The sequence below is a fragment of the Pantoea sp. Lu_F5_004 genome, from assembly GCF_051136245.1.
In the GTDB taxonomy this organism is placed as follows: domain Bacteria; phylum Pseudomonadota; class Gammaproteobacteria; order Enterobacterales; family Enterobacteriaceae; genus Pantoea; species Pantoea agglomerans.
Map to the genome: position 1 here is coordinate 2,329,899 of NZ_CP194946.1, position 12,597 is coordinate 2,342,495.

12 protein-coding genes and 1 pseudogene are annotated in these 12,597 nt (G+C 54.5%); 9 read left to right on the forward strand and 4 right to left on the reverse strand.

The window, feature by feature from the left end; translation table 11 throughout:
• Positions 1–1,929, reverse strand: coding sequence for a threonine--tRNA ligase (thrS, locus tag ACR8BN_RS10815; protein WP_010245687.1), 1,929 nt, complete (start codon positions 1,927–1,929; stop codon positions 1–3).
• Between the two features lie 246 nt (positions 1,930–2,175).
• Entirely contained in the window at positions 2,176–2,937 is a 762-nt protein-coding gene (locus ACR8BN_RS10820) for a DUF481 domain-containing protein (RefSeq protein ID WP_031590484.1), read from the reverse strand.
• 350 nt (positions 2,938–3,287) lie between these two features.
• Between ACR8BN_RS10820 and ghoS the strand changes: the two genes are divergently transcribed.
• Complete coding sequence (ghoS, locus tag ACR8BN_RS10825) at positions 3,288–3,605, forward strand: type V toxin-antitoxin system endoribonuclease antitoxin GhoS (RefSeq protein ID WP_434746909.1); 318 nt, start codon at positions 3,288–3,290, stop codon at positions 3,603–3,605.
• Between the two features lie 78 nt (positions 3,606–3,683).
• Positions 3,684–4,576: pseudogene (locus tag ACR8BN_RS10830) on the forward strand (fructosamine kinase family protein).
• Between the two features lie 12 nt (positions 4,577–4,588).
• On the opposite strand, the gene ACR8BN_RS10835 reads toward ACR8BN_RS10830, so the two are convergent.
• On the reverse strand, positions 4,589–5,125 hold the full coding sequence (locus tag ACR8BN_RS10835; protein ID WP_434746910.1) for a YniB family protein: 537 nt from the start codon (positions 5,123–5,125) through the stop codon (positions 4,589–4,591).
• Positions 5,126–5,271: 146 nt separating this feature from the next.
• On the opposite strand from ACR8BN_RS10835, the gene hxpB reads away from it, so the two are divergent.
• From hxpB to ACR8BN_RS10865, 6 genes are all read left to right on the forward strand, one after another.
• Positions 5,272–5,940, forward strand: a complete 669-nt coding sequence (gene hxpB, locus ACR8BN_RS10840; protein ID WP_039391791.1) for a hexitol phosphatase HxpB — start codon at positions 5,272–5,274, stop codon at positions 5,938–5,940.
• A 173-nt stretch (positions 5,941–6,113) separates the two neighbouring features.
• Entirely contained in the window at positions 6,114–6,950 is an 837-nt protein-coding gene (gene kduI, locus ACR8BN_RS10845; protein ID WP_031590488.1) for a 5-dehydro-4-deoxy-D-glucuronate isomerase, read from the forward strand.
• Positions 6,951–6,966: 16 nt separating this feature from the next.
• Positions 6,967–7,728 (forward strand): 2-dehydro-3-deoxy-D-gluconate 5-dehydrogenase KduD, encoded by a 762-nt coding sequence (kduD, locus tag ACR8BN_RS10850; protein WP_083068184.1) that lies wholly within the window; start codon positions 6,967–6,969, stop codon positions 7,726–7,728.
• A gap of 140 nt (positions 7,729–7,868) precedes the next feature.
• The gene (locus ACR8BN_RS10855) at positions 7,869–8,459 is read left to right on the forward strand and encodes a metal-dependent hydrolase (RefSeq protein WP_434746911.1); all 591 of its coding nucleotides are present in this window, start codon (positions 7,869–7,871) and stop codon (positions 8,457–8,459) included.
• Between the two features lie 151 nt (positions 8,460–8,610).
• A complete protein-coding gene (locus ACR8BN_RS10860) occupies positions 8,611–10,002 on the forward strand; it encodes an L-cystine transporter (RefSeq protein ID WP_010670021.1) in 1,392 nt (463 codons plus the stop codon).
• Between the two features lie 188 nt (positions 10,003–10,190).
• Positions 10,191–10,583, forward strand: a complete 393-nt coding sequence (locus ACR8BN_RS10865) for a DUF6515 family protein (RefSeq protein WP_039391785.1) — start codon at positions 10,191–10,193, stop codon at positions 10,581–10,583.
• 66 nt (positions 10,584–10,649) lie between these two features.
• Here the strand turns inward: ACR8BN_RS10865 and osmE are convergent, their stop codons facing one another.
• A complete protein-coding gene (gene osmE / locus ACR8BN_RS10870) occupies positions 10,650–10,985 on the reverse strand; it encodes an osmotically-inducible lipoprotein OsmE (protein ID WP_010245718.1) in 336 nt (111 codons plus the stop codon).
• Between the two features lie 302 nt (positions 10,986–11,287).
• Here osmE and ACR8BN_RS10875 point away from each other — a divergent pair, with 302 nt between their 5' ends.
• Positions 11,288–12,490, forward strand: a complete 1,203-nt coding sequence (locus ACR8BN_RS10875) for a multidrug effflux MFS transporter (protein ID WP_022625759.1) — start codon at positions 11,288–11,290, stop codon at positions 12,488–12,490.
• Positions 12,491–12,597: the final 107 nt, after the last annotated feature.

Genomic DNA, 12,597 nt, shown 5'->3' on the forward strand with positions numbered 1-12,597 from the left:
TTATTCCTCCAATTGTTGAAGATTTCGGCTGCGAATCTCTTGTTGAAGCTTCTCAACAAACACATCGACATCCATCGACCCAAGGTCTTTACCACGGCGGGTGCGAACGGCAACTTTGCCAGATTCCACCTCTTTATCACCGCAGACCAACATATAAGGGACGCGACGTAATGTGTGCTCGCGGATTTTAAAGCCTATCTTCTCATTTCTCAAGTCTGCCTTCACACGAATGCCAGCATTCTGCAGCTTACGCGTCAAAGACTCAACATATTCTGCTTGTCCGTCGGTAATATTCATTACCACGACTTGCAGCGGTGCCAGCCAGGTTGGGAAGAAACCGGCGAATTCTTCGGTCAGAATACCGATGAAACGCTCCATTGACCCCAGAATCGCACGGTGAATCATCACTGGCGTCTGACGATCATTGTTTTCACCCACGTAGGTTGCTTCAAGGCGTTTTGGCAGGGAGAAGTCTAGCTGAACTGTTCCGCACTGCCAGGCGCGATCAAGACAATCGTACAAAGTAAACTCAATTTTAGGACCGTAGAACGCGCCTTCGCCTGGCTGGAACTCAAACTCAATATTGTTTTCGTTCAGCGCCGCAGCCAGATCTTCCTCGGCACGATCCCACATCTCATCCGTACCGATGCGCTTCTCAGGACGGGTGGATAACTTCACCACAATCTTTTCAAAGCCGAAGGTGCTGTACATGTCATAAACCATGCGGATACAGCTGTTCACTTCGTCACGCACCTGCTCTTCAGTACAGAAGACGTGTGCATCATCCTGGGTAAAGCCACGAACACGCATCAGGCCGTGCAGCGCGCCTGAGGGTTCATTACGGTGACAACTGCCGAACTCTGCCATACGCAGCGGCAGGTCACGGTAGGATTTCAGACCCTGATTAAAGATCTGAACATGCCCAGGACAGTTCATCGGTTTGATGCAATATTCACGGTTCTCAGATGAGGTAGTGAACATGGCTTCTTTATAGTTTTCCCAGTGCCCGGTTTTTTCCCACAGGACACGATCCATCATGAATGGACCTTTAACTTCCTGGTACTGGTACTCTTTTAACTTGCTGCGGACAAACACTTCCAGCTCGCGGAAGATGGTCCAGCCGTCATTATGCCAGAAGACCATGCCTGGTGCTTCTTCCTGCATATGGTAGAGATCCAGCTGCTTACCAATCTTACGATGGTCACGCTTCGCCGCCTCTTCCAGACGCTGCAGATAGGCTGCCAGCTGCTTTTTATCTGCCCATGCGGTGCCATAAATACGCTGCAGCATTTTGTTGTTGCTGTCGCCGCGCCAGTAGGCACCGGAGATCTTCTGCAGTTTAAAATGATGGCAGAACCGCATGTTCGGCACGTGCGGACCGCGGCACATGTCGACATATTCTTCGTGATGATACAGGCCAGGCTTATCGTCATGGCTGATGTTTTCATCAAGAATGGTGGTCTTATAAATTTCGCCGCGCGCCGCAAAGACGTCGCGAGCTTCCTGCCAGCTGACCTTCTTCTTCACCACATCGTAGTTGGTTTCAGCCAACTGATGCATGCGTTTTTCCAGCAGGTCGATATCTTCCTGGGTCAGGGTACGATCGATGTCGACATCATAATAGAAGCCGTTATCAATGACCGGGCCAATCGCCATTTTGGTATCCGGCCACAGCTGTTTAATCGCATGCCCTAACAGGTGCGCACAGGAGTGACGGATAATTTCCAGACCCGCTTCATCTTTAGCGGTAATGATCGCTACGGCGGCATCTTCGGTGATGGGATCAACAGCATCAACCAGTTCACCGTTAACACGACCGGCGATACAGGCTTTCGCCAGACCAGGACCGATGTCCAGCGCAATATCCATCACACTGACAGGGCGGTCAAACACGCGCTGGCTGCCATCAGGAAGCGTAATTACAGGCATTTCATATCCTTATTTGCAGTGGTAAGCCACACGAAAGCCTACATGCAACGTAATGTAAAATTAGTGACCTGGCGTGATATCAGACCCACATTGTCGGAATGTCGCCAGGATTTCAGTGCGGGGCCGATGATAGCAGTTTTCCCCGGCGAGAAAAACCCATCCCTTTTTCGCTAAGCCCTGGAGAAATCAAAAAAAAGCGGCCTGACATACTGTCAGGCCGCTGTGAATGCTGCTGCAAAAATGCACTTACATTGCGTAAGAGAGCATGATTGAGGTTTTGGTATCGGTACGATCAGGTGCCGATTCCGGCGGATTGTTGTTCCAGCTGACGTTGTAAGCCAGCTTCAGCGCGAAGTGGCTGTTGATAGCCACCTGCAGGCCAGTTTCGGAGTTCACCGTGGTGTCTTCTCCGAAGCTGCTCAGCACTGACACGCCCTGAATAAATTTAGTGGTGTCGGTGAGCTGCCACTGATAGCTGACTGCGCCATAGCCCAGCGCTTTAGTCTGATGACCGCCAGCGTGATAATCGTCATAACGTACACCCGGACCCAATTCCGCACGCAGCGAGTGCACCGGACCATTCAGAATCTGACGACCGTAACCGGCTGTCAGCACGTCGCGTGAATCGTAACCATTGAAACGATCGCTTAACCAGCTCGCCTGTCCAAACAGATAGTCATACGAGTTAAGGTTGTAACGTGAACGACCCCCGATGTTGTAAGTTTCAGAAGAGCGCTCATCGTTTGACGAGGTGTTGGCTGCGTTACCCCACAAGCTGTAAGCCATAGATGACTGATACCAGGTCATATTGGTCTGAGCCGTCATTGATGAACTGGTGGTGTTACCGGTTTGCGCCAGATATCCCGCAGCAGCAGAACCTTCAAAAGGCTTTTTAGCTGTTGAAGGGTCATCCATTGACGTAAATACGGCGTTATCGGCCATTGCCTGGTGACAGAAAGCTCCGGCGGAGAGCAAAAGAACAGCAGACAGCTTGTTATAGGCTTTCATTAAATGTGATCCGTGCGACTGTTTAAAAAACGGAGAGTCTGAAGCGTTTTGCCGGGCATTCAATGCAATTTACGGTAAGTTTTGTAAAAAATTATTAACTTACACAAAATGCCTGGAATCACCCTGACAACCCCTGTTAATTGGGACTCATCTTATTAACGTCGCGCATTATAGTGCTGCCCAAACGAAAAGCCAGACGCAACGGCAGAAGATTTTTACGTTATGCTGCTGGCTCCTGACACGAATTTACGCTATGCATCACGTCACACACGCAGCATCTCCTTCATAATTCGCCTGATTTTTCACCATGGTCTACGCTCAGTTCAGTTTCCCTTCCCCGGAGGTGCCTCATGAGCAACACCTTAACCCGCTATATCGTGACCTTTCACTATCAGGAGTCAGGCTTAAGTGACATCCTAGAACTGAGCAGCGCAATGACCGCCGCAGGTTTCACGACCACGATGACAGATGACGACGGCCATCCACATGAACTTGGTACGAACAGCTATGGCATCGTCAGCACGCTGGAGGCTGAGGAGCTGCGGCAGCAGGTCACTGCGGCCGGTGAAAGCGCGCTGGGTCAGGAACCCGAGGTGACCGTCACGACCTTCGAAGAGTATCTGCGCGATGCTGCCGATCATCGCCCTGTCACCCCGGCGCCAGAATAAAGGGTGCAATCACACGGTTTTTGGTGAATATTTACGCAACACAATCGAACTTACGCAGCGAATAACGAGGATAGCCCAATGTGGTCAGCCATTAGTCGTCTGTTAAGCGAGCAATTAGGCAACGCCGAAATCACTCAACGTCACGCCCTCGCGGGGGGTGATATCCATCCCACCTGGCACATCCGCTACGGTGATCATGACGTTTTCGTCAAAAGTAACAGTCGCGATATGCTGTCGCTCTTTACCTGGGAAGCAGACCAGCTGGATTTGCTGGCGCGCACCGGCACGGTAAGGGTGCCTAAAGTTTATGGTGTGGGTCATCATCGCGAGGAGAGCTTTCTGCTGCTGGAATATATCAGGCCACAGCCGCTTGATGAGCAGAGTGCGTATCAGCTGGGTCAGCAACTGGCGCATCTGCATCAGTGGAGCGAGCAGACGCAGTTCGGCCTCGATTTCGACAATAACATCACCACGACGCCCCAACCCAATAGCTGGCTGCGACGCTGGTCGGTTTTTTTGCTGAACAGCGCATTGGCTGGCAGCTGCAGCTGGCGGCAGAAAAGGGAATTCAGTACGGGGATACAGAGCTGATCGTTGCCTGCGTGCAGCGGGTGCTCGCGTCACATCATCCGCAGCCGTCGCTGCTGCATGGCGATCTCTGGCCGGCTAACTGCGCCAGCAGTGAGAGCGGCCCCTGGCTGTTCGATCCTGCCTGCTACTGGGGCGACCGTGAGTGCGATTTAGCCATGCTGAGCTGGTACCCTGACCTGCCTCGCCAGATTTACGACGGTTATCAGGCGGTGTGGCCGTTACCGGATGGTTTTTCGCAGCGTCTGCCGGTCTACCAGCTCTACTATCTGCTCAACCGGGCTAACGTCTTTGGCGGGCACTGGCCTGGCGATGCACAGTTCGCCATTGGCCAGTTGCTGGATGAGGATGCGCTGGGCGCCAGTCAGGCCAGACCGGCCTGACAAAGCTCGCTGTCAGATAAAGCCCAGCAGCGACAGCGCAAAATAACCGGCTATCGCAATCACCACCGGCAGGACATAGAGCGGGAAGATCTGCAGGAAGATGGTGTGGCGAGGTACGCGCACCTTCTCTTCCAGTTGCTGACGGCTACGCCCTTCACTGCCTTTTGCCTGCTCCAGAATCATCTGATCCTCAATGCCTTCTTTGACGTGACGCGCCTGACGTCCCATCCGCGCGCCTGATGACTCCAGCGCCAGCCCGACAAAAATCAGAATGTAGATCAGCCAGAAACCCAGGTTCATCTGACCGTTAAATTCCGGTACCGGCGAGTTATGCCAGAAGACATTCAGGAATGGCATGTTAAAGCGCAGCATATCGACGATGACGTGGACGAAATCGAGCATGACGGCATCAATGCCTGGCTGCTTTTCGCTATGCTTAAACATAAAGCTCAATACAGAAATAATGGTCGACAGCAGCGCCACTAAAAAGAGCACCCAGCCTGCCACTCGCTTGAGGATGGCAATACGGCCAGCCTGTTGATAGGTCATAATATCTCCTGAACCCGGAATCCAATTTGCCGTCAGTTTACCTGCCAACGGTGAAATTTCCCAAATAAAGCGTGGCCTGTCGGGCAGAGCGTGCGCCCGCAAAGAATGATGTTAAGGTAAAGCTGACTTTAAAAGGAGACCCCCTGATGCCTTATCACCGCCCTGTCCTTGCCGCCCTGTTTGATATGGATGGCTTACTCATCGATTCTGAGCCTCTGTGGGATCAGGCTGAGCTGGATATCTTTTCAACGCTGGATGTTGACCTGTCACGGCGCAGTGAAATGCCCGATACCCTGGGTCTGCGCATCGATCAGACTGTTCGGATGTGGTACGAAACGCTGCCGTGGCATGGCCCCTCTCAGCAGGAGGTCACTGAGCGGATTATTACGCGCGCCATGACGCTGGTGGATCAGACGCGGCCACTGCTGCCGGGCGTGGAAACGGCGCTGCAACTGTGCCGGGAACATGGGCTGAAAATCGGCCTTGCCTCCGCATCGCCGCTAAAGATGCTGGAACAGGTGCTGGAGATCTTCAATCTGCGCCCTTATTTCGACGTACTGGCTTCAGCAGAAGCGCTGCCCTACAGCAAGCCTCATCCCCAGGTCTATCTCAACGCCGCCGCCAGCCTTGCGATCGATCCGCTCAACTGCGTCACGCTGGAAGATTCGTTTAACGGCATGATCGCCACCAAAGCAGCGCGTATGCGATCGATTGTGGTGCCCGCCGCCGAACACCGTGACGATCCCCGCTGGGCGCTGGCGGATGTCCGGCTGGACAATCTGACCCAGCTTAGCCTGCAGCATCTGCAGGGATAATATCAGCCCGCTTATGGCGGGCTTTTTATTGCCTGTTGCACCTGTCGCTTGATCTGACCCGCAAAAAATAAAACAACGTTTCATTTTTATTGAATTCCTATCCCGCTCTGCCTAAGATGCCCAAAGCGTCCCCGTTTGGGGCATGAATAACCTGACCTGCAGAGAGGCCTGAGATGGACGTTCGTCAAAGCATTCACAGCGATCACGCTAAGCAACTCGACACTGAAGCACTGCGCCGCGAGTTCCTGATTGAGAAGATATTTACTGCCGATGATTACACCCTGACCTACAGCCATATCGACCGCATCATTATTGGCGGCGTCATGCCGGTGAATAATCCGGTCACTATCGGTGATGAGATGGGAAAACAGCTGGGCGTCTCTTACTTCCTTGAACGCCGCGAGCTGGGCATGATCAATATTGGCGGCCCGGGTCTGGTAGAAGTTGACGGTAAAGCGTGGGAAATCGGTCACGAAGAGGCACTTTACATCGGCAAAGGTGCGCGCAACCTGCTGTTCCGCAGCCTGAACCCGGCGCAGCCGGCCAAATTCTATTACAACAGTGCGCCAGCACACAGCACCTTCCCGGACAAGAAGATCACGCTGCAGGAAGCGGCCACCGCGACGCTGGGTGATGCCGCGACCTCCAATCGCCGCACCATTAACAAATTTATCGTGCCGGATGTATTGCCCACCTGTCAGCTCACCATGGGCTTAACCAAACTGGATGAAGGCAGCCTGTGGAACACCATGCCCTGCCACACCCATGAACGCCGCATGGAAGTCTATTTCTACTTCGATATGAGCGAAGAGTGCGCCGTCTTCCACATGATGGGGCAACCGCAGCAAACCCGCCATCTGCTGGTACACAACGAGCAGGCGGTGATCTCACCCAGCTGGTCAATTCACGCCGGTGTCGGCACCCAGCGTTACACCTTTATCTGGGGCATGGTGGGTGAGAATCAGGTCTTTGATGACATGGACCACGTCAAAATCAGTGAACTGCGCTGAGCAGAGGAGAAATACCATGGTACTGAGTACGTTTAACCTGGAAGGTAAAATCGCGCTGGTGACCGGCTGTAACACCGGTTTAGGGCAAGGTATGGCGCTGGGTCTGGCCCAGGCGGGTTGTGATATCGTCGGCGTTAACCGTGATGGCCCGGATGATACCCAAAGTAAAGTGGAGGCGCTGGGTCGCCGGTTCTGGCCGGTGCAGGCCGATCTGATGCAGACCAGCGTGGTGGCCTCAGTGGTTGAACAGGCGCTGGCCGCTGCCGGTAAAATTGACATTCTGGTCAACAATGCCGGCATTATCCGCCGTGAAGACGCACTGAATTTCAGTGAGCAGGACTGGGATGACGTGATGAATCTTAACAGCAAGAGCCTGTTTTTCCTGTCACAGCAGGTTGCCCGTCAGTTTATCGCGCAGGGTAATGGCGGCAAGATCATCAATATCGCCTCCATGCTCTCCTTCCAGGGCGGTATCCGGGTGCCCTCTTATACGGCGTCGAAAAGTGCCGTGATGGGGCTGACCCGTCTGATGGCGAACGAGTGGGCAAAACATGGCATTAACGTCAATGCCATCGCTCCCGGTTACATGGCCACCAACAATACGGAACAGCTTCGTAATGATGAGTCGCGCAGTGAAGAGATTCTGGGGCGTATTCCGGCAGGCCGCTGGGGCGTGCCGGATGACATGATGGGCCCGGTGGTCTTCCTGGCCTCTTCCGCATCTGACTACGTGAATGGCTATACCCTGGCAGTGGATGGCGGCTGGCTGGCGCGTTAATCTTAATGGCGGACGGTGTTTCATCGCTGTCCGCCTTGTTAATAATATTCATGCTTCGTTACAGCGTCACATGTTCTCATTTACTGGATAAATCCCTATACTGGATGCATCGACAGTTTTCTTTGCAACCAGGTTCTATCATGACGGGCGAAGGCCACATCATTTTTGCCATTGCCAGCGCTATCTTTGCGAAGCGTGCTGAGCTGACACCGGTGCTGGCGCAAGCCGACTGGTGGCATCTTGTTCCCTCAGCCCTGCTGACATGTCTGTTGCCCGATATCGATCACCCTAAATCTCTGCTGGGACAGCGACTGCGCTGGCTCTCTCATCCTATTGCGCGCGCGTTCGGCCATCGCGGCTTTACCCACAGTTTGCTGGCGATAGCCGCTGGTTTGTGGCTTTTTCAGATAAACCTGCCCCGGTCGTCGCCGATACCCACTGATGTCCTGCAGGGTCTGACGCTGGGCTACCTTAGCCATATTGTGGCCGATATGCTGACGCCTGCCGGGGTTCCGCTGCTGTGGCCCTGCCGCTGGCGCTTCCGGCTGCCGATTCTGCGCAGCCAGAAAGGCAACCAGCTTGAGCGGGCATTGTGTCTGGGACTGGTGGGTTATGCGCTCTGGTTTCCGGTAGGCATGCCATCTTTTGGTGCAAACGGCTGGCCGTCACAGCTGTTCGATACGCTACAAAATGGCGTCGGACGGTTGATTTCCAGTCATACTGCGCAATAAATCAGCACAAAACACCTTAAAGTTATAAACCATGCCATTTGGATATAAGGCACCCTCTTCGCCTGCTGTTACCATTCCTGCTGTCTTAATTCGTGATTAACATTATGCGGCCTTTCCAGAGCGAAAGGCCGCATTACTCTGGAGTTTCAGTATGGACCTTCCTCTTACGCTTAATATCGTAGCCTTTGTGGTGCTGCTGGTATTGCTCTCTCGCTTCAGCCGTCAGAACTGGAGCCTGTCGAAAAAAGTGCTGACCGGTCTGGTGATCGGCGTGCTGTTCGGCCTGGTTTTGCAGTTGATCTACGGCGAAAACAGCGCAGTGGTCAAAGAGTCAATCAGCTGGTTTAACATCGTCGGTAATGGCTATGTCCAGTTGCTGCAGATGGTCGTAATGCCACTGGTGTTCGTTTCCATTCTGAGTGCGGTCGCCCGTCTGCATAACGCCTCGTCGCTGGGAAAAATCAGCGTACTGACAATTGGCGTACTGCTGTTTACCACTGCGATTTCGGCGCTGGTCGGCGTCTTTGTGACCGGCCTGTTTGGCCTGAGTGCAGAAGGTCTGGTTCAGGGCGTGCAGGAGACTGCGCGTCTCAGTGCGATCCAGAGCAACTATGTCGGCAAAGTGGCTGACCTGACCGTGCCGCAACTGGTGCTCTCCTTTATCCCGAAAAACCCGTTTGCCGATCTGACCGGCGCCAGTCCGACCTCGATTATCAGCGTCGTCATCTTCGCCGCCTTCCTGGGTGTAGCTGCACTGCAGTTGCTGAAAGATGATGAAGTTAAAGGTCAGCGCGTGCTGGTCGCGATCGATACGCTGCAGTCCTGGGTCATGAAGCTGGTGCGTTTAGTGATGAAGCTGACACCTTATGGTGTGCTGGCGCTGATGACCAAAGTGGTTGCCGGTTCTAACCTGCAGGACATCATTAAGCTGGGCAGCTTTGTGGTCGCCTCTTACCTCGGTCTGGCCATCATGTTTGGTGTCCACGCCCTGCTGCTGTCGGTAAATGGTATCAACCCGATGCGCTTCTTCCGTAAAGTGTGGCCGGTTATTACCTTCGCCTTCACCAGCCGCTCCAGCGCAGCAAGCATTCCGCTGAGCGTCGAGACCCAGACCCGTCGTCTTGGCGTGCCTGAGTCGATTGCCAGCTTTGCGGCCTCTTTTGGTGCCACTATCGGCCAGAACGGCTGTGCCGGTCTCTATCCAACCATGCTGGCAGTGATGGTTGCGCCAACCGTCGGGATTAACCCGTTTGACCCGCTGTGGATTGCGACGCTGGTCGGGATCGTGACGCTGAGCTCAGCAGGCGTTGCCGGTGTTGGCGGTGGTGCAACCTTCGCGGCGCTGATTGTCCTGCCTGCGATGGGTCTGCCGGTCACTCTGGTGGCGCTGCTGATCTCCATTGAGCCGCTGATCGATATGGGTCGTACAGCCCTGAACGTCAACGGTTCCATGACCGCCGGTTCTCTGACCAGTCGCTGGTTAGGTCTGACCGATAAGCGCGTCCTGGAAAGCGACGACAACGCCGAACTGGCGCACCGCTAATCTGCTTTGAACCTGGCGCGCCCGCGCCAGGTTATTCCCGCCCTTCTTCTCCATAATCTCCCCCATTAATGGCAACGCCGTTAAGAAAGCGTTAAGCATGGTAAACAGGCGAAAAATCGCCGCTTTAGTGCTTGTCTTTGCCGGGTAAAAAGCGAATTCTGCATCCAGTCTTATGAGGAGAACACCTGATGAAAAAGATAATCGCCTCGCTTCTGACGCTGACGCTTTTGACACCCGCTCTGGCTTTCGCCCATCCTGGCGACTGGGGCCCGCCGGGTGGATGGGGCCGCCATGGCGGCCACGGGCCACGCTGGGGCGGACCCGGGCCGGTGCGCTTTTTGCCTGAAGCCGCAACCGCGGTGCTGATAGGCGGACTGACCTACTATCTGCTCAACGGCAATTATTATCAGCGTCACGGTGATGAGTATGTGGTGGCAGAGCCGCCTGCAGAGTCGCGGGTCAGCAGTGAAATGCGGGTACTCGACTTTAACGGCAAACGCTTCTATGTGCAGGCTGGCCACTTCTACCAGCGGCAGATCGATGGCGATTATGTTGAGGTGCCGCGCCCGGCAGGTTTGTAGTCATCGCCACAACGAAAAACGGCCCGTCATAATGACGGGCCGTTTGCTATTCAGGGGTGCTAATAGTTACTGCTGAACCTGCGGATCGGTGTCATATTCCGCACAGCTCTGGAAGCCGTAGTTCATGACACGGCCGGTGTCGTTATAGCTCACGAAGTAAGTCTGAGCTTTACCGTCGCGCTGACCCAGTACATAAGTCTGGCAGGTGCCGCGCGCGTGAACCATGGTGATTTCAGTCGAAGGCGTACCGGCGATCTGACGAACCTGATCACGGGTCATACCCTTTTTAACATCCTTTACCACTGGCTTAGTCACGTAGCTTTCCGCACGATCGTAAGTCGTACAACCAGACAGTGCAGCCAGCGTCAGCGCCGCAGCGATACATCCCATCACTTTATTCATCTTGTTGTTCCTCATTTATTGTCCATGTGGAAACAAGCCTGGAACATAAATGCTGATTTATCAAGTTTATGACGAACAATTAGTGGCCTGTCACATGTCAGAATTTCGTAAAGAAGGCTGTTTTGCTGTCAACGCAGACGTATACTGCCCGGCAAAACAGGTACCCGATAGCGCCCCGTTTTCCGAGACTGCAACGTCATCCGCGCAGTCGCAGACTGGCGTAAATGTCACGTTACCAGACGCTGTGTTTCGCTGCCTTACCCGCTTTCTGTTTACCCCATCGCTGACAATCCCGAGGATAAATGACCCCTGTACACTCCAATCGCCTGGTTTATGCCATTACGCTGGGTCTGCTGGCCGCACTGGGCCCGCTCTGCATCGACCTCTATCTGCCTGCACTGCCACAAATGGCGCAGGATCTGCATACCGAAACCGCTACCGCGCAGCTGAGTCTGACTGCTGGCCTGCTAGGTCTCGGCTTCGGCCAGCTGCTCTTTGGCCCGATGAGCGATAAGTTCGGCCGCCTGCGCCCGCTGACCCTGTCACTGGTGTTGCTGTTTATCGCCTCAATGGGCTGTGCGCTGGCGCAGGATATTAACCAACTGCTGCTGGCGCGGCTGTTCGAAGGATTAGCGGGTGCGGGCGGCGCGGTGCTGTCACGGGCGATTGCACGCGATATGTATAGCGGCCACGAGCTGACGCGATTCTTCGCTCTGCTGATGCTGGTCAACGGTCTGGCACCGATCGGCGCACCGGTATTAGGCGGCGTGCTGATGACGATTTTAAACTGGCGCGGCATCTTCATGGTGCTGGGCGGCATTGCCATTCTGCTGATCCTGCTGGCGCGCTGGAAGCTGCATGAAACCCTGCCTGAGGCACGCCGCAGTAAAGGTTCGATATTCTCCGCCTACGCGGCATTGGGTCAGGTGATTACCCATCGCCCCTTTATGGGCTTCTGCCTGACCCAGGGGTTTATGATGTCCGGCATGTTCGCTTACATCGGTGCCTCGCCGTTCGTGCTGCAACAACTCTATGGTCTTTCGCCTCAGGCCTTTAGCTTCTGCTTTGCGGCCAATGGGTTTGGCCTGGTGATTGCTTCACAGACCAGCGCACGCCTCTGTCCATTGTGGGGCGAATATCGGGTGCTGAAAGGCGGACTGACGCTGGCCTTTGTCGCCTCCAGTCTGCTGCTGCTGGCCGCGCTGCTGCATGCCCCGTTAGCGCTGCTGCTGGTGGCACTGTTCTTTACCATTGCCAGCAACGGCGTTATCGCTACCACCGCTTCGTCCCTGGCGATGCAGAGTCAGGGCCATCGCGCTGGCAGCGCCTCCGCGGTGATTGGCGTCACGATGTTCACGCTGGGTGCGATTACCGTGCCGATCACCGGCATCGGCGGCACCTCGGTGCTGAGCATGTGCGCCACCATTTTTGGCTGCTTTATGACGGCAATTCTGATGTTTAGCGTGCTGGCGAAAAAACCGCTGCCGCAGGTAAAAACTCACTGATTTCGCAACGTTTCACGGCAATCAGTTACCGCTTTGGCTTGTTGTTTTCGCAAAGGCACGTTAGCTTTAATAAAACGTTCGCATCGAGCCGACAGGCCACTGACCTG